Genomic DNA, 22,932 nt, shown 5'->3' with positions numbered 1-22,932 from the left:
GGCATGCGGGCAGCAGGAGGGATGCGACATGCGCAGTATCGGGAATTGGCCGCTGGTGGCAGCGGGGCTGCTGCTGTCGGCCCCGCCGGCGCTGGCAGAGGAGGCGCGCGAGGCCTGCATGGGGGAAGGCGCCTGGTCCTATATGCATGAGCCGCTTTTCGCGTCGGTCTGCGCCGAGATGGCCTTCGGCGACAGCCTGCGGGATCGCCAGCGCTTCGCGTGGATGCTGTTTGCCCGTGTGAATTTTCCGATCTCCGATCCCGCTGGCGGCTTCTCGGGCAGCGGCCAGGTGCCCAACTGGATGGCCTGGCCCACCGATCCCGACACGTTCGACACGGCGCGGCCCTTCGAGTTCGGTGCGGGCCCGCGCGCGGCGCTGCGCCCCTCGGTCGAGAAGAAGGACCTGAAGGCCGGGCGAATCACGACGGCCGATCCCGATGGCGCCAACGAGGAGGTGGTGCGCAACCGGATCAGCTATGACTACCTGGTCGAGAACGGGCTGACCACGCGGCGCGGCATCGCGCATTTCTTCGACAGCCATGACGCGGTCGACATGCCGGTCGGGTCGATCGAGCTGAAGGCCAGCTGGTTGCAGGTGACCGAGGGCAGCCCGGCGCCAGAGGGCGCGCTGACCTACCGGTTCGAGGGCGGCACCTATTGGTGGCGGGGGCTGCACATCATGGCGAAGATCCGGTCGCTGGAGGTGCCGGGCGACATCTTCTACAGCGAGGCGCCCAGCTGGTTCTGGGCGACCTTCGAGTTCACCGACAATCCCGGGGCGCGCCATGTGCGCGACAGCCTGATTACCCAGCGCGCGCCGCTGCCGCAGGCAGAGATCGCGGCGATCCTCGAGGCGGGCGGTGTCGCGGGGATGGGGCTGGAGGCCTATGCGCCCAACGGCACGCAGATCCGCTTCACCGCGGGCGGTACTGGTGCGGAGCCGGTGATCCTGGGCCATACCGACATGGAGGATTTTGCGGGCGGGCCGAACACGGCGCAGCCGGCCTACTGGACCACGTTCCAGTCGAGCTGCCATGCCTGCCACGCGACGGCGGCCTACAACCCCGAGACGCGGGCCTTCTTCCCCTTCTCGGTCCCGACGGGGGCGCTGGATCCCGGCTACAACAAGCCCGATGCCAAGGGCGTGGTGCAGTACCTTGGACAGGGCTACAGGCCGCTCGATTTCATGTGGCCCATCGCCTTCCAGACGAAATAGGCGAAGGGATCGGGCCCGCCGGTGGGGACGCCTCCGGCGGGAGTATTTCGGGAAAGATGAAAAGGGGCGCCTCAGGCGGCCAGTTCCTCGATATCGGTGGCGGCGCGGGCGAAGGAGGCCTCGGCATCGACCATCTGCCGGTCGGAGCGGACGACCTGCACGTCGGTGATGCCGACGAAGCCCAGCACGTGGCGCAGGTAGGGCGTGGCGAAGTCGATGGCGCTGTCCACCTCGGTCCCGCCCGAGGCCACGGCGAGGATGGCGCGCTTGCCTGTCAGCAGGCCTTCGGGGCCGGCTTCGGTGTAGCGGAAGGTCACGCGGGCGCGGGCGATCATGTCGATCCAGGCCTTGAGCGCGGAGGGCACGCCGAAATTGTAGATCGGCACGGCGATCAGGATCGTGTCGGCGGCCTGAAGCTCGGCGATCAGCTCGTCGGACAGCGCGAGCTTGGCGCGCTGCGCCTCGGTGCGGTCCGCGGCCTCGGTGAAATTGGCGGCGATCCAGTCGGAATCGATCATCGGCAGCCCCTGCGACAGGTCGCGGGTGACCACGGTCTCGGGCGCGAGACGCTCGGCCACGCGATCGGCGATCTGGCGGGTGGTGGAGCCCTCGGTGCGGGCAGAGGCGTCGATGCGCAGCAGGGTGCGGGTCATGATGGGTCCTTTCGTGACATGGGGCCCGGTGGCGGGGTCTTGCGCCGGCCGGGCAGTGTGGCCTGTGACAGCCCCTAGATTGGCCCTTGCATAATCGAACGCAACTCTGCCAAATGCGCGGGTGATGTGGAAAATCGCACAAGGGTTCAGATGGAAAACTGGGACGAGATCCGCACGGCCTACCAGGTGGCCCGGCTGGGCACGGTGAGCGGGGCGGCCGAGGCGCTGGGCGTGCACCATGCCACCGTGATCCGCCATATCGACGCGCTGGAGGGCAAGCTGGGCGTCAAGCTGTTCCAGCGCCATGCGCGTGGCTATACCTCTACCGAGGCGGGGCAGGACCTGCTGCGCGTGGCGCAGACCACCGATGACCAGTTCCAGCAGCTGGAGAGCCGCATCCGTGGCCGGGGCAGCGATGTCTCGGGCGAGCTGGTGGTGACCTCGCTGATGGCCTTCGCGCGGTTCATGGTGCCGGCGCTGACGGCCTTTCGCGCGCAATACCCCGACGTGATCGTGCGCTACCTGACCGGGGACCGGCTGTTCCGGCTGGAATATGGCGAGGCGCATGTCGCGCTGCGGGCCGGGGCGGCGCCGGAAGAGCCCGACAACGTGGTGCAGCCCTTCTCGCGCCAGCAGATCGGCATGTTCGCCAGCTCGGCTTATGTCGAGCGCATGGGTCTGCCCGAGGATTGGGAGGCGCTGACCGAGCACCAGTTCGTCGCGCATGACGATCCCGAAAGCCGCGCGCCCTTCTATCGCTGGCTGAACGCGCAGGTGCCCTTTGACCGGGTGGTGTTCCGCAGCACCGACACGCAGGTCATGCAGCAGGCCGTTCTGGCGGGGGCGGGGATCGGTTTCCTGCCCGTGGCCGAGGCCGAGACCCATCCCGATCTGGTCCCCGTACTGGAGCCGCTGGACAGCTGGCGCTCGCCGCTCTGGCTGGTGACCCATGTGGACCTGCACCGGACGGCCAAGGTGCAGGCCTTCCTGAAGCATCTCAAGGCCTACGCGGACGACGCCTCGGCATGATGTCCGAGGCGCAGCGCGGGCACCTGGCCATGCTGACCTTTTCGGCGGTGGTCGCCTGGTCCTATTCGCTGGGCGGGCTGGTCGCGCCGCTGATCGATCCCGGTGCGCTGACCGCGCTGCGCTTCGTCATGGCGGCGGCGGTGCTCTGGGCGCTGGCCGCGGTCCGCCCGGTGCCGCGCCGGGTCCTGGCCGCGCCGTGGCGCTACGCGCTGCTGGCGGGGCTCTATGCCGTCTATTTCATCCTGATGTTCGAGGGGCTGAAGACGGCCGACCCGGTCAACATGTCGGCGGTTTTCACCTCGAACCCGGCGCTGGCGGCGCTGTTCGGCTGGCTGCTGATGCGGCAGGTCACGACGGGGCGCATGGCGCTGGCGATCTCGATCGGGCTGGCCGGTGCGCTCTGGGTGATCTTCCGCGCCGACTGGCAGGCCTTTCTGGCGTTCCGGGTGGGGCGGGGCGAGGCGATCTTCTTCCTCGGCTGCGTGGGGCACGGGCTGTACGCGCCGCTTTTGCGCCGCCTGAACCAGGGCGAGCCGGCCGTGCCCTTCAGTGCCATGGTGCTGAGCGCGGGCGCGCTGATCACCGGGATCTGGTCGGTCCCGGCGATCATGGCCACCGATTGGGCAGCATTGCCCCCGCTGGTCTGGGGTGTGGCGGTCTACCTGGCGCTGCCGGCGACGGCGTTCAGCTTCTTGCTGGTACGCTACGCGACGCTGCGCCTGCCGGCGGCCAAGGTGATGGCCTATACCTACCTTGTGCCCAGCTGGGTCATCCTGTGGGAGATGGTGCTGGGCCATGACCTGCCGCCGGGGCTCGTGCTGCCGGGGATCGGCCTGACCGTGCTGTCGCTGGTGCTGCTGCTGAAGGACGAGGTCGCGCCGGAGGGCGCGGTCAGCCGCGATCCGGCCCCTCGGGCAGTTCCTGGGCCAGGAAACGCTCGAACGCGTCGAGATTGACCGGTTCGAACTGGCCGAACCCCTGCATCCAGACCGAGGCCTCGCGCAGCGCGTCGGGCTCCAGCTTGCACCACTTGACCCGCCCGTGCCGATCCTGGCTGATCAGCCCGGCGCGGGTCAGGATCGCGAGATGCTTGGAGATCGCGGCTAGCGACATCTCGAAGGGCTCGGCCACGTCGCTGACCGCCATGTCATCCTCCAGCAGCATCGACAGGATGCGGCGCCGCGTGGGATCGGCCAGGGCGGCAAAGACGGTGTCGAGACGGTCGCTCATGCCCTTCCAGTGGGGGCTGCCCGGCCATGCGTCAAGGGCGTGCCGCGCAAGATCAACCACGGGGTTGAATATGCCGCAAGGCGGCAGGGCAGGGGGTGTCGGCCTGCGGCAGAATGGTCGGCCTTTTGCGCGTCGATATTTTATTAATTCAAGTCAGTGACTTGCGGACCTCCATCGCCATCCAAAGCCGTTGTTGACTCGGCTGCGCCTTGCGCATAGCACATGGCTCGACCTCCGAAGGAGCCTGTTGCGTGAGCGACCCCGATCCGAAGCGGCAGCTGCAAGACCTGGACGCGAAGCTGACGGCGCTTAAAGCCGCCAAGCGGACCGACAAGGCCCACCAGGAGGAGCACTATTCCCAGGCCCAGGTGGCCTGGCGGATGGTCACGGAAATGGTCGCCGGCCTCGGGGTCGGCTTCGGCATCGGGTACGGGCTGGACGTGCTGCTGGGCACGGCGCCGTTCCTCATGGTGCTGTTCACATTGCTGGGCACCGCGGCGGGCATCAACGTGATGTTGCGCACCGCCAAGGAGCTGCAGGGAAAGACGCAAACGCCGCCGGACGCGGGCGGACACGAGGGGAACAAAGATGGCGACTGAGACGCAAGGCGCAGATCATGGCGATGGCGGGCTGGTCTTTCACCCGATGGACCAGTTCATCGTCAAGCCGCTCTTCGGGGACGGCGCGGTGGGCATGTTCACGATCACCAACGTGACGCTCTGGCTGTTCATCTCGATCCTCGCGATCATCGGCCTGATGGTGCTGGGCACCTCGCGCCGCGCCATCGTGCCCTCGCGCAGCCAGTCGGTGGCCGAACTGGCCTACGGCTTCGTGCACAAGATGGTCGAGGATGTGACCGGCAAGGACGGGCTGAAGTACTTCCCCTACATCATGACGCTGTTCATGTTCATCGTCTTCGCCAACTTCCTCGGCCTGATCCCGATGAGCTTCACCACCACCTCGCATTTCGCGGTGACCGTGGTGCTGGCGCTGGCGGTCTTCATCACCGTGACCGTTCTGGGCTTCGTCAAGAACGGCGCGGCCTTCCTCGAGCTCTTCTGGGTGTCGAGCGCGCCGCTCGCGCTGCGCCCCATCCTGGCGGTGATCGAGGTGATTTCCTACTTCGTCCGGCCGGTCAGCCACTCCATCCGTCTTGCCGGCAACCTGATGGCAGGCCACGCGGTGATCAAGGTCTTCGCCGGATTCGCCGCCATCGCGGCCGTGTCGCCCATCTCCGTGCTCGCGATCACCGCGATGTACGGGCTCGAGATCCTCGTGGCCTTCATCCAGGCCTACGTGTTCACGATCCTGACCTGCGTCTATCTCAAGGACGCGCTGCATCCGCACCATTGAGGGCGGTGGGTTTCCGACCCACCAAACCCACCGACCAACCCGAAAAATCAACTTCCAATCGTAAGGAGACATCACAATGGAAGGCGATCTCGCACATATCGGCGCAGGCCTGGCAGCAATCGGTTCCGGCGCAGCCGCAATCGGTGTGGGCAACGTGGCCGGCAACTTCCTGGCCGGCGCCCTGCGCAACCCCTCGGCCGCGGCCTCGCAGACCGCAACCCTCTTCATCGGCATCGCATTCGCGGAAGCGCTGGGCATCTTCGCCTTCCTCGTCTCGCTGCTGCTGATGTTCGCCGTCTAAGTTCGGACGACCCGATCCTTACGCGCGGGCGGTGCGCATGACGCACCGCCCGATGTAACGACATCGTTCCGACGGAGGACACCATGGCGACCGAAACGACCGCCGCCGAAACCGTCAGCGCCTGCGTCGATGCCGGCGGCTCTGCCGTGGGCATGCCGCAGCTCTGCGGTGACTGGATCGGCAACCAGGTCTTCTGGCTCATCATCACCCTCGTGGTGATCTACTTCGTGCTCTCGCGCATCGCGCTGCCGCGGATCGCCTCGGTTCTGGCGGAACGGCAGGGCACGATCACGAATGACATCGCCGCCGCCGAAGAGCTGAAGCGCAAGGCCGAAGAGGCCGAGGCCGCTTACCAGAAATCGCTGGCCGATGCCCGGGCCGAGGCCCAGACCATCGCCCAGAAGGCACGCGACGACATCAAGGCCGAGCTCGACGACGCAATGGCCAAGGCCGACGCCGAGATCGCCGCCAAGACGGCGGAATCCGAGCAGGCGATTTCCGAGATCCGCGCCTCGGCGCTGGAGCACGTGGAGGTCGTGGCCAAGGACACCGCCGCCGCCATCGTGCAGGCCCTGGGCGCTCAGCCCGACGAGGCGCGCATCGCCGCGGCCGTCGACAACCGGATGAAAGGGTAAGGCCATGCGCACGCTGTCACTCGCGGCCCTTGCCGCCACCCTGACCGCCAGCCCGGCACTGGCCGCCTCCGGCCCGTTCTTCTCGCTGGCCAATACCGATTTCGTGGTGCTGCTGGGCTTCCTGCTCTTCATCGCCGTGCTGATCTATTTCAACGTGCCCTCGCTTCTGGCGGGCATGCTGGACAAGCGCGCCGAGGGCATCCGCGATGAGCTGGACGAGGCGCGCAAGCTGCGCGAGGAGGCCCAGAGCCTGCTGGCCAGCTACGAGCGCAAGCAGCGCGAGGTGCAGGACCAGGCGGACCGCATCATCTCGCATGCCCGGCAAGAGGCCGAACTGGCCGCCGAGCAGGCCAAGGAAGACATGAAATCCTCGATCCAGCGTCGCCTGCAAGCCGCTGAATCGCAGATCGCCTCGGCCGAGGCCGCCGCGGTGCGCGAGGTCAAGGACAAGGCCGCGGCCGTGGCCATTGCCGCCGCCCGCGACGTCGTGGCCGACCAGATGGGCCCCGAAGACAAGGGCCGCATGATCGACAACGCGATCTCCGAGGTCGGTGCCCGGCTGCACTGAGCCGGCATCGCAGTTCAGGATGACAGGGGCCCGGCCATGTGCCGGGCCTTCTGCCGTCCGGCCTGCGGCATCGCTGCCACGATTGGGGACGCGGAGGCTTCAGCCTCTTTCCCTGCGCAGCGCCACAAGATACTGTCTGCGATGACCAACCCACCACACAGATGTGGGGCGACCGAGGGGCAGAACCGTGGCACATATCATCGTCGTCGGGAACGAGAAGGGCGGGGCGGGCAAGTCCACCGTCTCCATGCATGTGGCCACCGCGCTCTCGCGCATGGGCCATCGCACCGGCACGCTGGATCTCGACCTGCGCCAGAAAAGCCTCGGCCGCTATATCGAGAACCGCCGCAAGTATCTCGACAAGACCGGGATCGACCTGCCCTCGCCGCTCTACCAGGACCTGCCCGAGATCGAGGCCGACACGCTGGCCCCCGGCGAGAACGCCTATGACCACCGGCTCAGCCAGGCCGTGGCCGAGCTCGAGACCAGCGCCGATTTCATAGTGATCGACTGCCCGGGCTCGCATACGCGGCTCGCCCAGGTAGCGCATTCGCTGGCCGACACGCTGGTCACGCCGCTCAATGACAGTTTCGTCGATTTTGACCTCTTGGCGCGGATCGACAATGACGGCGAGAAGATCCTCGGCCCCTCGGTCTATTCCGAGATGGTCTGGTCCGCCCGCCAGCTCCGCGCGCAGGCCGGCCTGCCGCCCATCGACTGGATCGTGCTGCGCAACCGGCTTGGCGCGCAGCAGATGGTCAACAAGATGAAAATGGAAAAGGCGATCGAGCGGCTGGCAAAGCGCATCGGGTTCCGAGTCGCCCCCGGCTTCTCCGAACGGGTTGTCTTCCGCGAGCTTTTCCCCCGCGGTCTGACCCTGCTCGACCTGCGCGACATGGGCGTGAAACAGCTCAACATCTCCAACGTGGCCGCACGGCAGGAGCTGCGCGACCTGTTCAAGGCGCTCAAGCTGCCGGATGTCGAGATCAAGTTCTGAGACCGGGGTCATTCATCTTTCCTGAAATACTCCGGGGGTTCGGGGGCTGGCCCCCGATGAGGCCCACCAGACGCGACAGGGCCGGATCCGAAGACCCGGCCCTTTCACGATGACAGGCTGTGTTGCGCCTCACTCCGCCGGCACGACCACGGGCGTACGCGCCGTGAAATGCTGCCGGTTCAGGCGCAGGACCAGCGCGATGGCCACGAGCTGGAAGGCGATGGCGACGCCGGTGACAGCCCAGTACCCGATACCGAACTTCTCCACGACCTCGGCCGCGACCAACCCCTTGTTGGTGAAGAAATGCAGCATCACGGCGAAGGCCACGAAGGGGCAGACCAGCGCGTAGGAGCCCGGCGAGGTCTTGGGGCCCAGGACGAAATCCGCGAAATAGCCCTGCGCGCGCAGCACCACGGCCCCGAGGCCAAGGAAGGCCAGCTGGATCGCCACGAGACGGCTGAGGAAGACCAGCGTCTCGCCATCATTGCCATGCGCGGCAAAGGTCGTGTGCAGCCCGTGATCCTGGCGAAGGAACATGATGCCCAGCACGGTCACGATCGGCACGATGATCATCAGCGTCGGCCCGGCCTCGCGCGCCGTGCCATGCTGCAGCATCGATCCCAGTGCGGTCACGGCGGCGAAACCCGTGTAGAGGATGGCCACGGTGCCGAGGATTGTCGAGAGGACGAGACTGGCGGCCACGGTGGTCAGGTTGGTCGCCATCGCGGCCGGCGCGGCAAAGCCCACCGCGATCATCGACACGGCAAAGGCCGGGGTCAGCTGCGCAAAGGAATTGTGCGCGGTCACGTCGAACACGCCCCCCTTGGACAGCACGCGGCCCAGGAAGGCCCCGATCTGGCGGAAAGCCAGTACGGCGATCAGGCCGAAGGCCACCATGGCCAGCCGGAACAGGTATTCCACGATGCTCCAGAGCTGCGGGACAAAGACCAGCCCCACGATGAACAGCGCGTTGACGCTCATCGCCATGGCCAGCGGCATGGCCAGCAGGGTGGATTCCGCGTTGGACCGGCGCAACTCGGCATAGGCTTCGGACTTGCGGAAGGCCGCGAAGGCCGAAAGGTTCCAGATCAGCGCGCGGATGTTGAGCGTGGCGAAATAGGCGATGCCCAGCACCGCCACTCCGATCGCGGCCTGCATCGCGGGCCCGCCGGTCAGAAAGGCGGCCGAGATATCCTCGAAGATCGGCACCGGGCGGCCGGGATGCGGCACCCAGAACATCAGGAACATGAAGAAGGTCACGGCAATGCCGCCGGCCCCCAGCGAGGCAAGGAAGTAGAGCGGCGAATAGGTATCCGCGGGTCTGTGTTGGGTCTGTGCCATGCGACTCTCCCGAAAAGAATTCCAAAACTGGAATGTAATATGCATGCGGAAAAATGAATGTAAAGGAGGGCCGCGCGACCTACCCTGCGTTAAGCCTTTCGCAACCATTGTGTCGCAGGGTGTGGACATGCGTTTCTCTCCGCAGGTCCTGGTCCTCGGCCTCGCCGCCTGTTCGGCGGCGGGGCCGGGGTTTCAAGGCGCCGATCCCGTCATCCGCGAGGTCGAGGGCAGCCGCTTCACCCTCCGCTTCCGCGGCGGCATTGCCGAGGCGATCCGCACCAACCCCGAATGGATGCCCCGCTTTCCCGACATCGCGCGCAAGGCCGCTCTGGCCGCGCAGGCGGAAACCGCCTGCCGCGCCGCCTGGGTCGAGGGGGACCCGGCGATGATGTGGATCGGCCTGTCCTGCAACGGTGCGCGGGCCCCGAAGATGCCGCGCCGCAAACGCACGCTCTATTGCGATCTGGAGGATCTGCAGGCGCGCGGCGACCTGGCCCGCGGCGCGCTGACCTGTTCCAAGCGCTAGGCAGGTCTATGCGCGCCCGCAATATCTTGTGGAGAACTGGCACACCTTTGCCAAATGCGCCCCGAGCGCCGTTGACACTGCCCCCGCACCAAAGCCACTCTGCGGGTCAGGCCGAAAAAGGCAGGACAGGTGCGTTTTACCAAGCTCAGACTCACGGGCTTCAAGAGCTTCGTGGACCCGACCGATCTGGTGATCTCGGACGGGCTGACCGGCGTGGTCGGCCCGAATGGCTGTGGCAAGTCCAACCTGCTGGAAGCGCTGCGCTGGGTCATGGGCGAGACGCGCGCCAAGGCGATGCGCGGCGGCGGGATGGAGGACGTGATCTTTGCCGGCGCCGCGACCCGCCCGGCCCGCAACTATGCCGAGGTCAGTCTGACCATCGACAATGGCGACCGCCTGGCGCCGGCGGGGTTCAACGACAGCGACCAGCTGGACATCGTGCGGCGGATCACCCGCGATGTGGGCTCGGCCTACAAGGTCAATGCCAAGGACACCCGTGCCCGCGACGTCCAGATGCTGTTCGCCGATGCCGCCACCGGCGCGCATTCCCCCGCGCTTGTCCGGCAGGGCCAGATCTCGGAGCTGATCAACGCCAAGCCGAAGAACCGCCGCAAGGTGCTGGAGGATGCTGCCGGGATCGGCGGGCTCTACCAGCGCCGCCACGAGGCCGAGCTGAAGCTGAAGAACACCGAGGCCAACCTGCTGCGCGTCGATGACGTGATCGAGCAGCTGGCCGCGCAGCTGGCGCAGCTGGCCCGGCAGGCCAAGCAGGCCGCGCGCTACCGTGCCATCGGCGAGAACCTGCGCCAGGCCGAGGGGATGCTGCTCTATCGCCGCTGGCGCGAGGCCGATGACACCCGCGCCCGCGCCGAGGAGGAGTTGCGCGCCGCGCTCACCGCCGCCGCCCGGGCCGAGATCGCGCCGCGCGCCGCCGCCGCCGCCCGGGGCGGTGCCGAGGAGGCGCTGCCGCCCCTGCGCGAGGAAGACGCCATCGCCGCGGCCGTGCTGCAGCGGCTGCAAGTCGAGCGTGACGCGCTCACCGACCAGGAGAAGCGCGCCGCCGAAACCATCGCCACGCTGCGCAAGCGCATCGTCCAGCTCAGCCAGGACATGGAGCGCGAGACCGGGCTCAACCGCGACGCGGGCGAGACGATCGAGCGTCTGGAATGGGAGGCGCGCGAGCTGGAGAAGGCCGCCGAGGGCCATGACGACCGGCTGGCCGAGGCCAAGGATGCCGCGACCGAGGCGGCCAGCGTGCTGCAGGACCGCGAGGCCGATCTGGCCCAGCAGACCGAGGACGTGGCCCGGCTGGCCGCGCGCCACCAGTCCGCGCAGCGCTTTCTCGACGAATCCCGCAAATCCGCCGCGCGCCACGAGGCCGAGGCCACCCGCGCCCGCGACACCGTGGCCAGCGCCGAAGAGTCCCTGCGCGCCGGCCATGCCGCCGCCGAGGAGGCGCAGGAGCGCCGCGAGGCCGCGCAGGAGATGGTCGAACGGGCCGAGGCCGTGCTGGCCGATGCCGAGGAGGCCCGGCACGAGACCCAGTCGCGCGAGGCAGAGGCCCGTGGCGAACGCTCCGAGGCCGAGGGCGAGATGAACGCGCTGCGCGCCGAGGTCACCGCGCTGGCCCGGCTGCTGGAGCGCGACACTGCCGAGGGCGGGCAGATTCTCGACCGGCTGCAGGTCGAGCAGGGCTTCGAAAAGGCGCTGGGGGCGGCGCTGGCCGATGACCTGCGTGCGCCCGAGGTGGCCGCGGACGGGCCCACCGGCTGGGCCGTGCTGCCGGCCTATGACGTCGATCAGCCTTTGCCCGAGGGCGTGACCGCGCTGACGCATCATGTCTCGGTGCCCGACGTGCTGGCGCGGCGGATGTCGCAGATCGGGTTGGTCGAGGCCGAGGACGGCCAGCGCCTGCAGCCGCTCTTGCGGCCCGGCCAGCGGCTGGTCAGCCCCGAAGGTGACCTGTGGCGCTGGGACGGCTACCGCGCCTGGGCCGAGGACCAGCCAAGTGCCGCCGCGCTGCGGCTGGAACAGCTCAACCGGCTGGAAGGGCTCAAGCAGGAAATGGCGGAAGCCTCGGCGCGGCTCGACGGGATGTCCGCCGCGCACGAGGCGTTGGTCGCCCGGCTGGCCGAGCTGACGCAGGCCGACAAGCAGGCCCGCGAGGCGCGGCGCGAGGCCGACCAGGCCCTGACCCAGGCCAGCCGCGCCGAATCGCGCGCCGAGACCGAGCGCGACATGGCCGAGGGCAAGCTCGAGACCGCGCGCATGGCCGTGAAGCGCCACGAGGACGAGGCCGGCACTGCCCGCGGCCAGCTGCTCGAGGCCGAGCGCGCGATGGCCGCGCTGGACGATCTCGACGCGGCGCGCGCCAAGGCCGAGGACATCAAGATGACGGTCGAGGCCGCACGCATGACAATGATGGCGCGGCGTTCCGCCTATGAGGAGCTGCGCCGCGAGGGCGAGGCCCGAACCTCCAGGGCGCAGCGCGTCGCCAAGGACCTCTCGGGCTGGCGTCACCGGCTTGAGACGGCCGAGCAGCGCGCGAGCGAGCTGGCCGAGCGCCGCGCCGCCACCGAGGACGAGCTGCAGGACGCCGTCGCGGTGCCCGAGGAGCTGGCCGAGCGCCGGGCCGAGCTCTCAGAGAGCATCGAAGAGGCCGAAGAGCGCAAGTCGGCCGCCGCCGATGCGCTGGCGCAGGCCGAGGCGACCCTGCGCGAGGCCGTGACGACCGAGCGCGAGACCGAGCGCCGCGCCGGCGAGGCGCGCGAGGCCCGCGCCCGCAGCGAGGCCCGCACCGAGGCGGCGCGCGAAACGGTGCAGGCCGCCGCCGACCGCATTGCCGAAGAGCTCGAGACCACGCCGCAGGCCCTGTTGGACCGGCTCGATACCGATCCCGACCAGATGCCCGCGGCCGATGCGGTCGAGGCCGAGGTCGGCCGGCTCAAGCGCCAGCGCGACGCCTTGGGCGCGGTGAACCTGCGCGCCGAGGAAGACGCCCGCGCCGTGCAGGAAGAGCATGACGAGCTGGTCTCGGAGAAATCCGATCTCGAGGACGCGGTGCGCACGCTGCGCGGCGGCATCGCCAGCCTGAACCGCGAGGGGCGCGAACGGCTGCTGACCGCCTTCGAGCAGGTAAACAGCAATTTCTCGATGCTCTTCACCCATCTCTTCGGCGGCGGCGAGGCGAACCTCGTGATGGTCGAGAGCGACGACCCGCTGGAGGCCGGGCTCGAGATCATGTGCCAGCCGCCGGGCAAGAAGCTGTCGACCCTGTCGCTGCTCTCGGGGGGCGAGCAGACGCTGACCGCGCTGGCGCTGATCTTCGCGGTCTTTCTGGCCAACCCCTCGCCGATCTGCGTGCTCGACGAGGTGGACGCCCCGCTGGACGATGCCAATGTCACGCGCTTCTGCGACATGCTGGACGAGATGTGCCGGCGGACCGACACGCGCTTCCTGATCATCACCCACCATGCCGTGACCATGGCGCGCATGGACCGGCTGTTCGGGGTGACGATGCAGGAACAGGGCGTCAGCCAGCTGGTCTCGGTCGATCTCAAGCGGGCCGAGAAGATGGTCGCCTGAGCCCATGGCGCCCGCGTCGCGCAAACGTGACCCCCGGGAGACGCGCGCCGGGATAGGCTCATCTCATGTGGATTGCCTGCCTCCTCGCCCTGCTGATCGCCGGGCCCGCTTTCGCCCAGGGCTTTGACCTGCGCGCCGGCGATGCGCCCCTGACCGGCGAGGCGCTGCGCGAGCGGCTGACCGGGCGGACCGTGACCTTCTATGATGACGGGCAGTCCGAATATTACCCCGATGGCCGCTATACCTACACCTATGCCGGGCAGGGCGGCACGGCCTACGGCTATTGGCGCATCGACGCAGAGGGCGCGGTCTGCATCGATTTCGTGAACGGCTTTGCGCGCTGTGACCTCTACGTCCGCAATGCCGGGCGGCTGGTGCTGCTGGACGCGGCGGGCGAGCGGTTCCCGGCACGGCCCGAATAGCGGTTTCCCCCGGACGCGTCGCGGAGTAGATCCGCGCCATGCGCCTGTTCCTGCTGACCGCCCTGACCATGGCCGCTTTCGCGGCCAATTCGCTTCTGAACCGCGCCGCGCTCAGCGGCGGCGGCATCGACGCCGTCAGCTTCGGCACGCTGCGGCTCTGGTCCGGGGCTGTGGTGCTGCTGGCGCTGGTCTGGTGGCGTCGCGGCGGTATCACGCTGGGCGGGCCGGGGCGCGTCGCCGGGGTGGCGGGGCTCTTGCTCTACATCTACGGGTTTTCGCTAGCCTATACCGCGCTTGATGCCGGCCTGGGGGCGCTGCTGCTGTTCGGCATGGTGCAGGTGACCATGTTCGCGGGCAGCCTTGCCGGGGGCGAGCGGCCGCCCGCACGGCGCTGGCTGGGCGCGGCGCTGGCCATGGGCGGGCTGGCCTGGCTGTTCTGGCCGGGCGCAGCCGCGCCGACCCCGTTGATCCAGGGCGCGCTGATGGCGCTGGCCGGGCTGGGCTGGGGCATCTACTCGCTGGTCGGGCGCCGCGCGACCGATGCGCTGGCCGCCACGGGGGCCAATTTTGCCTTGGCCGCCCCGCTGGGTATCGCGCTGGCCTGGCTGGTGCCGGCCACCGGGCCGGCCATGCTGTCGGGCCCGGGCGTGGCACTTGCGGTCATCTCGGGCGCGGTGACCTCGGGGCTGGGCTATGCGCTGTGGTACGCGCTGCTGCCCTCGCTGGGCGGCACCGTGGCGGCCGTGGCCCAGCTGACCGTGCCGATCCTGGCCATGGCCGGCGGCATGGCGTTCCTGGGCGAGCCGTTGACGGCGCGGTTCGTGGGCGCCGCGGTGCTGGTCCTGGGCGGTGTGGGCCTGTCCCTGCTGCCGCAGAGGCGCTGAGGCGGGGGTATACCCGACCCAGAAATCCCTTGCCATGCGGTCCGCTCTGCGCCAGCCTGAAGGCATCCAAGGCGTATTGCACAGATTTCAGACACCCGATTTCACGCAGGGGAGAGGTCCGATGTTCCGAAAGGCGACCTTCGCGATGGCCGCGGGGCTTGTGCTTGCGGGGCCTGCCTTGCGCCCTGCGCATGCCGACACGCAGCCCTATATCGGCGACATCATCATGGTCGGGTTCAACTTCTGCCCGCGCGACTGGGCGCCGTTGACCGGGCAGCTGCTGCCGATCGCGCAGCATCGCGCGCTCTACGCGCTGCTGGGCACGGCCTATGGCGGCGACGGGCAAACGAGCTTTGCCTTGCCGGACATGCGCGGCCGCGCGCCGGCTCATATGGGCGCGGGCGTGGGCACCAGCCCGCGCGCGCAGGGCGAGAAATTCGGCTATCTCGACATGCAGCCGGACGAGACGCACCTGCCGTCTCATATCCACGACGCCCAAAGCCGCGCGGAGTCCGCGCTGGTGGCCAGTGCCGCGCCGGTGGACAGCGCCAGCCCCGCCGAGGCCCGGTTCGGCCTCTGGCCCGAACCCACCGCGCCCGAGGCCGCGGATTTCGAGCCCATGCCCGCCCCGGACGGCGCCGCGCGCGAGCTTGCCCCGATCCGCACCCCCGAGGCGGATGGCCCCGAGGGCGAGGTGGTCGCCGTGCCCGGCTCCGGCCCGGGCGAAGAGGCCGACCCCCTTTTGCATGAACGGCTGGAACCTGCTGCCGACGCTCAGCCGCGCGAGGGTGCCAGCGACGCGCTGTCCCCCGTCACCACGCAGGCCGATCCTGCCGACGACACGGTCACCGCGCAGGCCGATCCCGCCAAGGCCCCCGAGACCGCGGCGCCCGAGGCGGATGACGATACGGTCACGGCGCAGGCCGACCCGGTGCCCGGGCCGTACTTCCCCGACGAGGCGCCCGATGCGGCCGACCCCACGCCGGACGCGGATGTCGCCGCCCCGGCAGAGACCGCGCCTGCCAGCGCCGCCTACGTGTCTGGCGAGGCGCCGCGCGCGGCCGCGCTGGCCGATGGCAGCGTGGTCACCTCGGCCTCGACCATCCTTGCGACGGCCGGCGCCTCGCAGCCTTTCGCGGTCAGCCAGCCCTCGGTCGGGATGATCTACTGCATCGCGCTCTACGGGGCCTTCCCGCCGCGCGACTAGGGCCGGCGCGTGCCGGAACCCGATTTCGAAACTCTGGGAGACAGAGATGTTTGAGACACAGACCCCGATCCTTCGCGCCGCAGCCGCGCTGGTGCTGGTGACCGCGCCGCTGCAGGCCAGCGCCGGGCCGCAGGCCTTCCTGGGCGAGATCATCCCGACCGCGGGCAGCTATTGCCCGCGCGGCACGGCCGAGGCCAATGGCCAGCTGCTCTCCATCGCCGACCATTCGACGCTCTATTCATTGCTGGGCACGACCTATGGCGGTGACGGGCAGACGACCTTTGCGCTGCCCGACCTGCGTGGCCGCGTCGCGGTGGGTGAGGGCACGGGGCCGGGGCTGAGCACGGTGCGGCAGGGGCAGGCCTATGGTGCGGAGACCCACGCGCTGAGCTATAACGAGATGCCCGAGCACACGCATGGCGCCAACAGCACCGCGACCTCGAAGCTGATGGCCAGCAGCGAGACCGCCGATCTGCGCGATCCCAACGGCGCGGTGCTGGCGCAATTCCCCGAGGCGCAGGGCTATTCCAAGGGCGGGCGGCTGGACACGGCCATGGCGCAGGGCACGGTCGAGACGCGGGTCGAGACAGAGGTGACCGCGGCGGGCGCCGGCGCGCCCTTCCCGCTGGCCCAGCCGACGCTGGTGCTGCGCTACTGCGTGGCGATTACCGGGGTCTACCCCTCGCGCAACTAGGCCTCAGCGCAGGATCGGCTCCAGCGGGTCATAGCCCAGCCCCTCGGACCAGGCGATGGCAGGCAGGCTGTCGGGCTTCAGCCGGATCCCGGCCAGCTCGGCGCGGGAAAAGAACTGGCGGCGGTGCACGATGCCCTCGGGGTCGCGCCAGTCCGGGCTCAGCCGGCCGGACAGGATCTCGCAGCGAAAGAACAGCTCGACCTGGTGGAAGCTGCCGGCGGGATCGTGGAACTCGTTGATCAGGCAGGGCGCGCCGACGGCGATCTGCAGCCCGGTTTCCTCGTGCACTTCGCGGGCGAGGTTGTCGGGCAGGCTGGCGCCCCGCTCCACCCCGCCGCCCGGGGCGCACCACAGGGTCGACTGGTTGCCGGGCCAGGCATTGACCAAGAGCAGGCGGTCGTCCTGCAGGATCACGGCGCGGGCGGCGAGGCGGGGCGCGGGCATGGCGTGCCTTTCGGTCTTCTCAGCGGGCAGGTGTCAGGCTATCCCGGCGCAGCGGAAAAGGGGAGCCGGCAGATGCCGTTGCGGATGACTTTGCAGGGCGCGCGGGTGATGCGGCCCGGCGGATGGGAGGACGGCCCGCTGGCCATGGCCGAGGGGGTGCTGTGCGATGCGCCCACTGGCCGCCATGTCGACCTGCAGGGGTTCGACATCCTGCCGGGCATCGTCGACGCGCATGGCGACGGGTTCGAGCGGCACGTGGCGCCCCGTCGCGGCGCCCTGCGCGAGCCCGAGGCCGGCGTGCTGGCCTGCGCGCACGAGATGGCCGCGGCCGGTATCACCACTGCCGTTCTGGCGCAGTTCTGGTCCTGGGAAGGCGGGCTGCGCGGGCCCGATTTCGCCGAGGACGTGTTCGACGCGGTTGCGCGGGTGGCGCCCACGGTGCCGATGGACCTGCGCATGCAGCTGCGGCTGGAGACGCATCTGCTCGACACGTTCGACAGGGTGGCCGAAGTGGTGGCGCGCTGCGGCATCGACTACGTCGTCTTCAACGACCACCTGCCGCATGACCGGCTGGCCGAGGGGCGGCGCCCGCCGCGGCTGACCGGTCAGGCGCTGAAATCCGGCCGCAACCCCGAGGCGCATTTCCGGATGCTGCTGGAGTTGCACGCACGCGGGCCCGAGGTGCCGGGCGCGCTGGACGAAATTTGCGCGCGATTGCAGGGGCTTGGCGTGACGCTGGGCAGCCATGACGACCGCGATGCGGAGAGCCGTGCGGCGTGGCGGGCGCGCGGGGCGCGGCTGGCGGAGTTCCCCGAGACCCGCGCCGCGGCCGAGGCGGCGCGACAGGGTGGGGACGGGATCGTGCTGGGCGCGCCCAACGTAGTGCGCGGGGCGAGCCACAAGGGCAATGCCTCGGCGCTGGAGCTGATCGAGGCGGGGCTTTGCGATGCGCTGGCCTCGGATTACCATTACCCCTCGCCCGCGCGGGCGGCGCGGCGCTGCGTCGAGCTGGGCGTGCTGGACGAGGTCGTGGCGTGGCGGCTGGTCTCGGAAGGACCGGCACGGCTGCTGGGCCTGTCCGATCGCGGGCGGCTGGCGCCGGGGTTGCGCGCCGACCTGGTGATCCGCGAGCGTGCCACCGGGCGCCTGGCCGCGACGCTCTGCGGTGGCGCGGTGGCCTTCATGAGCGGGGCGGTGGCGGCGCGTTTTCTGGGGTGAGGTCCGGGCCGCTCTCTGCCGGCGCGCCCCACGGGGCGCACAGGTCGGTTCGCGTTCAGGCCACGCAGGCCTTGGGGGATGCCCCCCAAACCCCCAGTGTTCAGGGCCGGGCCACGCGGTTGACATGGCCCATCTTGCGGCCGGGCTTGGTGTCGCGCTTGCCATAGAGATGCAGCGCGCAGGCCGGGTCGCGGGCCAGTTCGGCCGTGCGGTCGATCTCGTCCCCGATCAGGTTCTCCATCGTGACATCGGCAAAGCGCGTGCCGTCGCCCAGCGGCCAGCCGGCAATCGCGCGGATGTGCTGTTCGAACTGGTCCACGGTGCAGCCATTCTGGGTCCAGTGGCCGGAATTGTGCACGCGCGGCGCGATCTCGTTCACGATCAGCCCTTGCGGCGTCACGAAGAGCTCGACTCCCAGAACGCCGACATAATCGAGCGCGTTCAGGATGTTGGCGGCGATCAGCACGGCGTCGGTCACGCCGCGCTTGGGCAGGGTCGCGGGCACCTTGGTGGTGCGCAGGATGCCGTCGCGATGCGTGTTCTCGCCCGGATCGAAAGCGGCGACCTGGCCGTCGGCCCCGCGCGCGGCGATCACCGAGATCTCGGCGGTGAAGGGCACGAAGCCTTCGAGGATGGCGGGCGCGCCCTGCAGTTCTTCGAGCGCGGCGGCCGCCTGGTCGGGCCGGTCGATGCGCACCTGCCCCTTGCCGTCATAGCCGAAGCGCCGTGTCTTGAGGATGGCCGGCGTGCCCATGTCCTGCAGCGCCGCTGTCAGCGAGGGCAGGTCGGTGATTTCGGCGAAGGGGGCGGTCTTCAGCCCGAGCCCGGTCAGCCAGGTCTTTTCCGTCAGCCGGTCCTGGCTGACGCGCAGCGCCTCGCGCCCGGGGCGGATGGGGCAGAGCGCCTCGATCCGGTCGAGCGCGGCGGTGGGGATGTTCTCGAACTCGTAGGTGACGATATCGACCTGGCGGGCAAAGGCCTCGAGCGCGGGGCCGTCGTCATAGCCGGCGGTGGTCGTGGCGGCGGCAACATCGCCCGCGGGGGGCTGGGCGCCTGGCTCGAAGATGTGGCAGCGCAGGCCGAGCCGGCTGGCCGCGACGGCGAGCATGCGGCCGAGTTGGCCGCCGCCGAGGATGCCGATGGTCGATCCGGGGGGAAGCGGGGCGGTCATGGGGCGGCTCCTCGTGGCTGGTGTTTGTCCGTTTCGTACGTTTTGGACGGTGCTTCCGCCAGAGTGTCCGGAATGTCCAGCCCCAGACCCCTCCTCACCCGTCGCGCGCGGGCGTCTCGGGGATCGAGGCCGAGAGCGCGGCGCGCCAGGCGTCGAGCCGGTCGGCCAGCGCGGCGTCCTGTAGTGCCAGGATGCCGGCCGCCATCAGCCCGGCATTGCGCGCACCGGCGGCGCCGATCGCCATGGTGGCCACGGGAAAGCCGCGCGGCATCTGGAGGATGGAATAGAGGCTGTCCACCCCATTCAGGGCGCGGGTCTGGACCGGCACGCCGATCACCGGCACCCGCGTCTTCGAGGCCATCATGCCGGGCAGATGGGCCGCCCCGCCGGCGCCGGCGATGATCACCTGCAGCCCGCGCTCGACCGCGGTCTTGCCGTACTCCCAGAGCCGGTCGGGTGTGCGGTGGGCCGAGACGATGCGGACCTCGTGCTCGACCTGCAGCTCGTCGAGGATCTCGGCCGCCTCCTGCATGGTGGGCCAGTCCGACTGGCTGCCCATGATGATGCCGACCCTGATCCCGCTCATGCCACCCTCCGGCGCTGTTGAGCCTGCAGGCTAACCCGGTGCGGGGCCGGGGCACAAGTGCGGCTCAGGCGATGATGTCGGGCAGCAGCCGGTCCTCGATCAGGGCGATCTTGTCCTTCAACGCCAGCTTCTTCTTCTTGAGCCGCTGCAGCGTGATCTGGTCGGCCGTGCCGGTGCCCTGCATGGCGCGGATCGCCTCGTCGAGGTCGCGATGTTCGCGTCGGAACACCTCGAGCTCCACGCGCAGCACCTCGTCCGTCTTCATCGAAATATCCGTCGGCGCATTCATGGCAAGCCACCCCTGTGAGTTGGAGAGACCTGAAATATAGCGAAACTCGGGGCTTGCGCAAAGGGACTTGCGCCAATGCATGGCAAATCCCATATCTTTCGGGCGCGGCCGCCATAACGGGACCGTGCCTCTGACGGTCGCTTATGAACAGGACGTGTCGATGACAAAACTGACCTTGGCTTCCTATCCCCACATGCTGGGATTCGAACAGCTGGAGCAGCTGCTGGAGCGCACCGCGAAATCCAGCGAAGGCTATCCGCCCTTCAATATCGAGCAGACCTCGGAATGTTCCTACCGGATCACGCTGGCCGTGGCCGGGTTCCGCGAAGAGGATCTGTCGATCACCGTCGAGGATCGCCAGCTGGTGATCCGCGGACGCCAGAAGGATGACGGCGCCGAACGGGTGTTCCTGCATCGCGGCATTGCCGCGCGGCAATTTCAACGTAGCTTTGTCCTGGCGGACGGGGTCGAGGTTGGCGAGGCCGTGATGGAGAACGGCCTGCTGCATGTCGACCTCAAGATGAGCCGCCCGGAGACGGTGGTGCAGACGATCCAGATCAGGAAAGGGTGAGCACGATGTATACCAAGCACAGCTTCGACAAGGTGGATGACGGGCGTCTGGTCTACGTGCGCCCGGTCAAGGCCGAGGATCTTCCCGACGACGTGCGCGAGCAGGTCGGCGGCATGGACACGCTCTACGCGGTGCACCGCGCCGATGGCGAGCGCCTGGCGCTGGTCAAGAACCGCTCGCTGGCCTTCATGCTGGCGCGGCAGAACGACCTGGCGCCGGTGACCGTGCACTGAGCAGCGGAGGGCGACGCACCGGCGTCGTCCCGGTCCGATGCGCGGGGCAGGTGGTGCCTCGCGCGGGGGCGCCGATGGGTCGGCTCAGTTCGAGAGCGGCGGCCAGATCCCGTAGCGCGCATGCAGTTCGGCCGCACAGCGCTCATTCGCCTGCGCGCGAGAGAGCCCGTCAATCTCGGCATCCTGCAGATCGTGGTCCAATGTGCGCGGCTCGCAGAGCGCACGCGCGTCGCGGGAGAGCGTAATCGGGATGCGCGCCCGGGCGAGATGGCCCGAGATCCAGATGTCATCGACGGCCTGCGCGGCAGGCGGCAAATCGAAGAGCGCGGCATCGAACAGGTGCGCGCTGACACGCACCCCCGAGAATCCTTGCGCCACGTCGACCTGTGGCGCGTCGACGCCCTGCCGGCGCAAGCGGCGCACGGACCAGCCCGAGGCGGCGGTAACACGGTCCTCCGGCCCTGCCAGCGCGTCCAGCCAGCCGGCACCATAGATCACGTCATCGTCGCAATAGGTGATCTCGGCTTGTGGATAGGCCCGCAGGGCGGGCAGCAGCTTGGTCGCGGGGCCGAAATCGGTGTCGGACCACAGCAGCGTCACGCCGCCGGGCAGCGGCGGGGGCTTCATCGGCCCGGGAAAGCGCCGGTAGTGCCGGGGCAAGGCCAGCACGACGCGGTCGGCGCCTTGCGCCAGAAGGCTTTCCAGCGTCGGTCCGATGGCGGAAAACCGCGGCGGAATCGAGGTGAGGGAAATCACGCGCATGCCGCCCCCTGTGGCACGGGGGCGGCCGCGTCAAGCCGGCTTACACGACCTTGGTCGTGACCGAGATATTGCCCTTGGTGGCATGGCTGTAGGGGCAGATCTCGTGGCCCGCATCGGCGGTCTTCTGCACCTCGGCCGTATCGACACCGGGGAAATGCACTTCCAGCTCGACCGTCAGGCCGAACCCCTTGTCCGAGCGCGGGCCGATCCCGACCTTGGCGGTCACGGTGGCATCGTCCGGCACCTTGGCGAGGCTGTCATCCTGCGAGGTCGCGAATTTCATCGCACCCAGGTAGCAGGCCGCATAGCCCGAGGCGAAGAGCTGTTCGGGATTGTGCCCGGTGCCCGAGCCCCCCAGCGCCTTGGGCGGGGTCAGGTCGAGGTCGATGGCGCCGTCCTCGGTCTTGACGTGGCCCTCGCGGCCGCCGGTCGCGGTGGCGGCGATGGTGTATTTCACGTCGATGCTCATGACAGTGTCCTCCTTTATATCGTGGACGATATGATCGTGTATATGGTGGCGCCCGAGGTTGCGACAAGATCGGGCGCGACCTATTTCACGGCCATGTCGCAAACGCCTGCCTCTCCCGACACGTTCCTCTGTTTCAGCCTCGCCTCGGCGGCGCGGGCGATGAACCGGGTCTACGCGCCGCTGCTGGAGCCGCTGGGCCTGACCTATCCGCAATACATGGTGCTGGTGGCGCTCTGGGCGCGCGATGCCCAGCCTGTGGGCGCCATCGGGGCGCAGCTGGCGCTGGAGACGAACACGCTGACGCCGCTGCTCAAGCGCATGTCCGAGGCCGGGCTGGTCACCCGCACGCGCAGTGCGGCGGATGAACGGCAGGTGATCGTCACCCTGACCGGGCGCGGCCGTGCCCTGCAGGAGGCTGCTGCCCACATCCCCGACGCGATCCTCGCGGCAACGGGCCTGCCCGCCGATGAGGCCGCCGCCCTGACCCGGCAGGTCAACGCGCTGCGCGACCGGTTGGCGGCCGTCGACACGGACGCGTAACGCGGACG

The 22,932-nt window shown here is 69.1% G+C and carries 28 protein-coding genes; 19 read left to right on the top strand and 9 right to left on the bottom strand.

Annotated features, from left to right (window positions below):
• Window positions 1-28: 28 nt before the first annotated feature.
• Entirely contained in the window at window positions 29-1,216 is a 1,188-nt protein-coding gene (locus AVJ23_RS17575) for a hypothetical protein (RefSeq protein ID WP_058863524.1), read from the top strand.
• A 71-nt stretch (window positions 1,217-1,287) separates the two neighbouring features.
• Here the strand turns inward: AVJ23_RS17575 and AVJ23_RS17570 are convergent, their stop codons facing one another.
• Complete coding sequence (locus AVJ23_RS17570) at window positions 1,288-1,869, bottom strand: FMN-dependent NADH-azoreductase (protein ID WP_058863523.1); 582 nt, start codon at window positions 1,867-1,869, stop codon at window positions 1,288-1,290.
• Between the two features lie 150 nt (window positions 1,870-2,019).
• Here AVJ23_RS17570 and AVJ23_RS17565 point away from each other — a divergent pair, with 150 nt between their 5' ends.
• Both AVJ23_RS17565 and AVJ23_RS17560 read left to right on the top strand, forming a co-directional pair.
• Window positions 2,020-2,898: a LysR family transcriptional regulator gene (locus tag AVJ23_RS17565; protein ID WP_058863522.1), complete on the top strand. Its 879-nt coding sequence runs from the start codon at window positions 2,020-2,022 to the stop codon at window positions 2,896-2,898.
• Entirely contained in the window at window positions 2,898-3,854 is a 957-nt protein-coding gene (locus AVJ23_RS17560) for a DMT family transporter (RefSeq protein ID WP_367576935.1), read from the top strand. The genes AVJ23_RS17565 and AVJ23_RS17560 overlap by 1 nt, the downstream gene beginning before the upstream one ends.
• Here the strand turns inward: AVJ23_RS17560 and AVJ23_RS17555 are convergent.
• Window positions 3,790-4,128, bottom strand: coding sequence for an ArsR/SmtB family transcription factor (locus tag AVJ23_RS17555; protein ID WP_058863521.1), 339 nt, complete (start codon window positions 4,126-4,128; stop codon window positions 3,790-3,792). The genes AVJ23_RS17560 and AVJ23_RS17555 overlap by 65 nt on opposite strands.
• Before the next feature lie 251 nt (window positions 4,129-4,379).
• Between AVJ23_RS17555 and AVJ23_RS17550 the strand changes: the two genes are divergently transcribed.
• From AVJ23_RS17550 to AVJ23_RS17525, 6 genes are all read left to right on the top strand, one after another.
• Window positions 4,380-4,727: an AtpZ/AtpI family protein gene (locus AVJ23_RS17550; RefSeq protein WP_058863520.1), complete on the top strand. Its 348-nt coding sequence runs from the start codon at window positions 4,380-4,382 to the stop codon at window positions 4,725-4,727.
• Window positions 4,717-5,481: a F0F1 ATP synthase subunit A gene (locus tag AVJ23_RS17545; protein ID WP_058863519.1), complete on the top strand. Its 765-nt coding sequence runs from the start codon at window positions 4,717-4,719 to the stop codon at window positions 5,479-5,481. Before AVJ23_RS17550 ends, AVJ23_RS17545 begins: the two co-directional genes overlap by 11 nt.
• A 76-nt stretch (window positions 5,482-5,557) precedes the next feature.
• Complete coding sequence (locus AVJ23_RS17540; RefSeq protein WP_005981269.1) at window positions 5,558-5,782, top strand: F0F1 ATP synthase subunit C; 225 nt, start codon at window positions 5,558-5,560, stop codon at window positions 5,780-5,782.
• An 83-nt stretch (window positions 5,783-5,865) separates the two neighbouring features.
• The gene (locus AVJ23_RS17535) at window positions 5,866-6,417 is read left to right on the top strand and encodes a F0F1 ATP synthase subunit B' (protein ID WP_058863518.1); all 552 of its coding nucleotides are present in this window, start codon (window positions 5,866-5,868) and stop codon (window positions 6,415-6,417) included.
• 4 nt (window positions 6,418-6,421) lie between these two features.
• The gene (locus tag AVJ23_RS17530) at window positions 6,422-6,985 is read left to right on the top strand and encodes a F0F1 ATP synthase subunit B (RefSeq protein ID WP_058863517.1); all 564 of its coding nucleotides are present in this window, start codon (window positions 6,422-6,424) and stop codon (window positions 6,983-6,985) included.
• A 187-nt stretch (window positions 6,986-7,172) separates the two neighbouring features.
• Complete coding sequence (locus AVJ23_RS17525; protein ID WP_058863516.1) at window positions 7,173-7,982, top strand: division plane positioning ATPase MipZ; 810 nt, start codon at window positions 7,173-7,175, stop codon at window positions 7,980-7,982.
• Between the two features lie 129 nt (window positions 7,983-8,111).
• Here the strand turns inward: AVJ23_RS17525 and AVJ23_RS17520 are convergent, their stop codons facing one another.
• Window positions 8,112-9,323, bottom strand: coding sequence for a TsoY family (seleno)protein (locus tag AVJ23_RS17520; RefSeq protein WP_058863515.1), 1,212 nt, complete (start codon window positions 9,321-9,323; stop codon window positions 8,112-8,114).
• Window positions 9,324-9,450: 127 nt separating this feature from the next.
• On the opposite strand from AVJ23_RS17520, the gene AVJ23_RS17515 reads away from it, so the two are divergent.
• From AVJ23_RS17515 to AVJ23_RS17490, 6 genes are all read left to right on the top strand, one after another.
• The gene (locus AVJ23_RS17515; RefSeq protein WP_058863514.1) at window positions 9,451-9,849 is read left to right on the top strand and encodes a hypothetical protein; all 399 of its coding nucleotides are present in this window, start codon (window positions 9,451-9,453) and stop codon (window positions 9,847-9,849) included.
• A gap of 129 nt (window positions 9,850-9,978) precedes the next feature.
• Window positions 9,979-13,434, top strand: coding sequence for a chromosome segregation protein SMC (gene smc, locus AVJ23_RS17510; protein WP_058863513.1), 3,456 nt, complete (start codon window positions 9,979-9,981; stop codon window positions 13,432-13,434).
• 65 nt (window positions 13,435-13,499) lie between these two features.
• Window positions 13,500-13,856: a hypothetical protein gene (locus tag AVJ23_RS17505; RefSeq protein ID WP_058863512.1), complete on the top strand. Its 357-nt coding sequence runs from the start codon at window positions 13,500-13,502 to the stop codon at window positions 13,854-13,856.
• 38 nt (window positions 13,857-13,894) lie between these two features.
• A complete protein-coding gene (locus AVJ23_RS17500) occupies window positions 13,895-14,740 on the top strand; it encodes a DMT family transporter (protein ID WP_058863511.1) in 846 nt (281 codons plus the stop codon).
• Window positions 14,741-14,861: 121 nt separating this feature from the next.
• The gene (locus AVJ23_RS17495; RefSeq protein WP_058863510.1) at window positions 14,862-15,947 is read left to right on the top strand and encodes a tail fiber protein; all 1,086 of its coding nucleotides are present in this window, start codon (window positions 14,862-14,864) and stop codon (window positions 15,945-15,947) included.
• 46 nt (window positions 15,948-15,993) lie between these two features.
• Window positions 15,994-16,641 carry a phage tail protein gene (locus AVJ23_RS17490; protein ID WP_058863509.1) on the top strand — a complete coding sequence of 216 codons (648 nt, stop codon included), beginning with the start codon at window positions 15,994-15,996 and terminating at the stop codon, window positions 16,639-16,641.
• A gap of 3 nt (window positions 16,642-16,644) precedes the next feature.
• On the opposite strand, the gene AVJ23_RS17485 is transcribed toward AVJ23_RS17490, so the two are convergent.
• On the bottom strand, window positions 16,645-17,085 hold the full coding sequence (locus tag AVJ23_RS17485) for an NUDIX domain-containing protein (protein WP_058863508.1): 441 nt from the start codon (window positions 17,083-17,085) through the stop codon (window positions 16,645-16,647).
• A gap of 72 nt (window positions 17,086-17,157) precedes the next feature.
• Between AVJ23_RS17485 and AVJ23_RS17480 the strand changes: the two genes are divergently transcribed.
• Entirely contained in the window at window positions 17,158-18,303 is a 1,146-nt protein-coding gene (locus AVJ23_RS17480; RefSeq protein WP_058863507.1) for an alpha-D-ribose 1-methylphosphonate 5-triphosphate diphosphatase, read from the top strand.
• Between the two features lie 100 nt (window positions 18,304-18,403).
• On the opposite strand, the gene AVJ23_RS17475 is transcribed toward AVJ23_RS17480, so the two are convergent.
• The 3 genes from AVJ23_RS17475 to AVJ23_RS17465 all read right to left on the bottom strand — a co-directional run bounded on the left by AVJ23_RS17475 (window position 18,404) and on the right by AVJ23_RS17465 (window position 20,349).
• A complete protein-coding gene (locus tag AVJ23_RS17475) occupies window positions 18,404-19,474 on the bottom strand; it encodes a 5-(carboxyamino)imidazole ribonucleotide synthase (protein ID WP_058863506.1) in 1,071 nt (356 codons plus the stop codon).
• 94 nt (window positions 19,475-19,568) lie between these two features.
• Window positions 19,569-20,060, bottom strand: coding sequence for a 5-(carboxyamino)imidazole ribonucleotide mutase (purE, locus tag AVJ23_RS17470; RefSeq protein WP_058863505.1), 492 nt, complete (start codon window positions 20,058-20,060; stop codon window positions 19,569-19,571).
• Window positions 20,061-20,124: 64 nt separating this feature from the next.
• Window positions 20,125-20,349: a YdcH family protein gene (locus tag AVJ23_RS17465; RefSeq protein ID WP_058863504.1), complete on the bottom strand. Its 225-nt coding sequence runs from the start codon at window positions 20,347-20,349 to the stop codon at window positions 20,125-20,127.
• Between the two features lie 160 nt (window positions 20,350-20,509).
• Between AVJ23_RS17465 and AVJ23_RS17460 the strand changes: the two genes are divergently transcribed.
• Together AVJ23_RS17460 and AVJ23_RS17455 are read left to right on the top strand one after the other, a co-directional pair.
• Entirely contained in the window at window positions 20,510-20,920 is a 411-nt protein-coding gene (locus AVJ23_RS17460; protein WP_058863503.1) for an Hsp20 family protein, read from the top strand.
• A 5-nt stretch (window positions 20,921-20,925) separates the two neighbouring features.
• The gene (locus tag AVJ23_RS17455; RefSeq protein WP_058863502.1) at window positions 20,926-21,153 is read left to right on the top strand and encodes a DUF1150 family protein; all 228 of its coding nucleotides are present in this window, start codon (window positions 20,926-20,928) and stop codon (window positions 21,151-21,153) included.
• An 84-nt stretch (window positions 21,154-21,237) separates the two neighbouring features.
• Here AVJ23_RS17455 and AVJ23_RS17450 read toward each other — a convergent pair whose 3' ends face one another.
• The gene (locus tag AVJ23_RS17450) at window positions 21,238-21,915 is read right to left on the bottom strand and encodes a hypothetical protein (protein WP_058863501.1); all 678 of its coding nucleotides are present in this window, start codon (window positions 21,913-21,915) and stop codon (window positions 21,238-21,240) included.
• Between the two features lie 40 nt (window positions 21,916-21,955).
• Window positions 21,956-22,384 (bottom strand): organic hydroperoxide resistance protein, encoded by a 429-nt coding sequence (locus tag AVJ23_RS17445; RefSeq protein ID WP_058863500.1) that lies wholly within the window; start codon window positions 22,382-22,384, stop codon window positions 21,956-21,958.
• 93 nt (window positions 22,385-22,477) lie between these two features.
• On the opposite strand from AVJ23_RS17445, the gene AVJ23_RS17440 reads away from it, so the two are divergent.
• On the top strand, window positions 22,478-22,924 hold the full coding sequence (locus AVJ23_RS17440) for a MarR family winged helix-turn-helix transcriptional regulator (RefSeq protein ID WP_058863581.1): 447 nt from the start codon (window positions 22,478-22,480) through the stop codon (window positions 22,922-22,924).
• The last annotated feature ends 8 nt before the right edge of the window (window positions 22,925-22,932 follow it).

Source organism: Pseudoponticoccus marisrubri (assembly GCF_001482405.1).
Lineage (GTDB): Bacteria > Pseudomonadota > Alphaproteobacteria > Rhodobacterales > Rhodobacteraceae > Pseudoponticoccus > Pseudoponticoccus marisrubri.
This window is presented reverse-complemented; position numbering and strand designations above follow the sequence as displayed.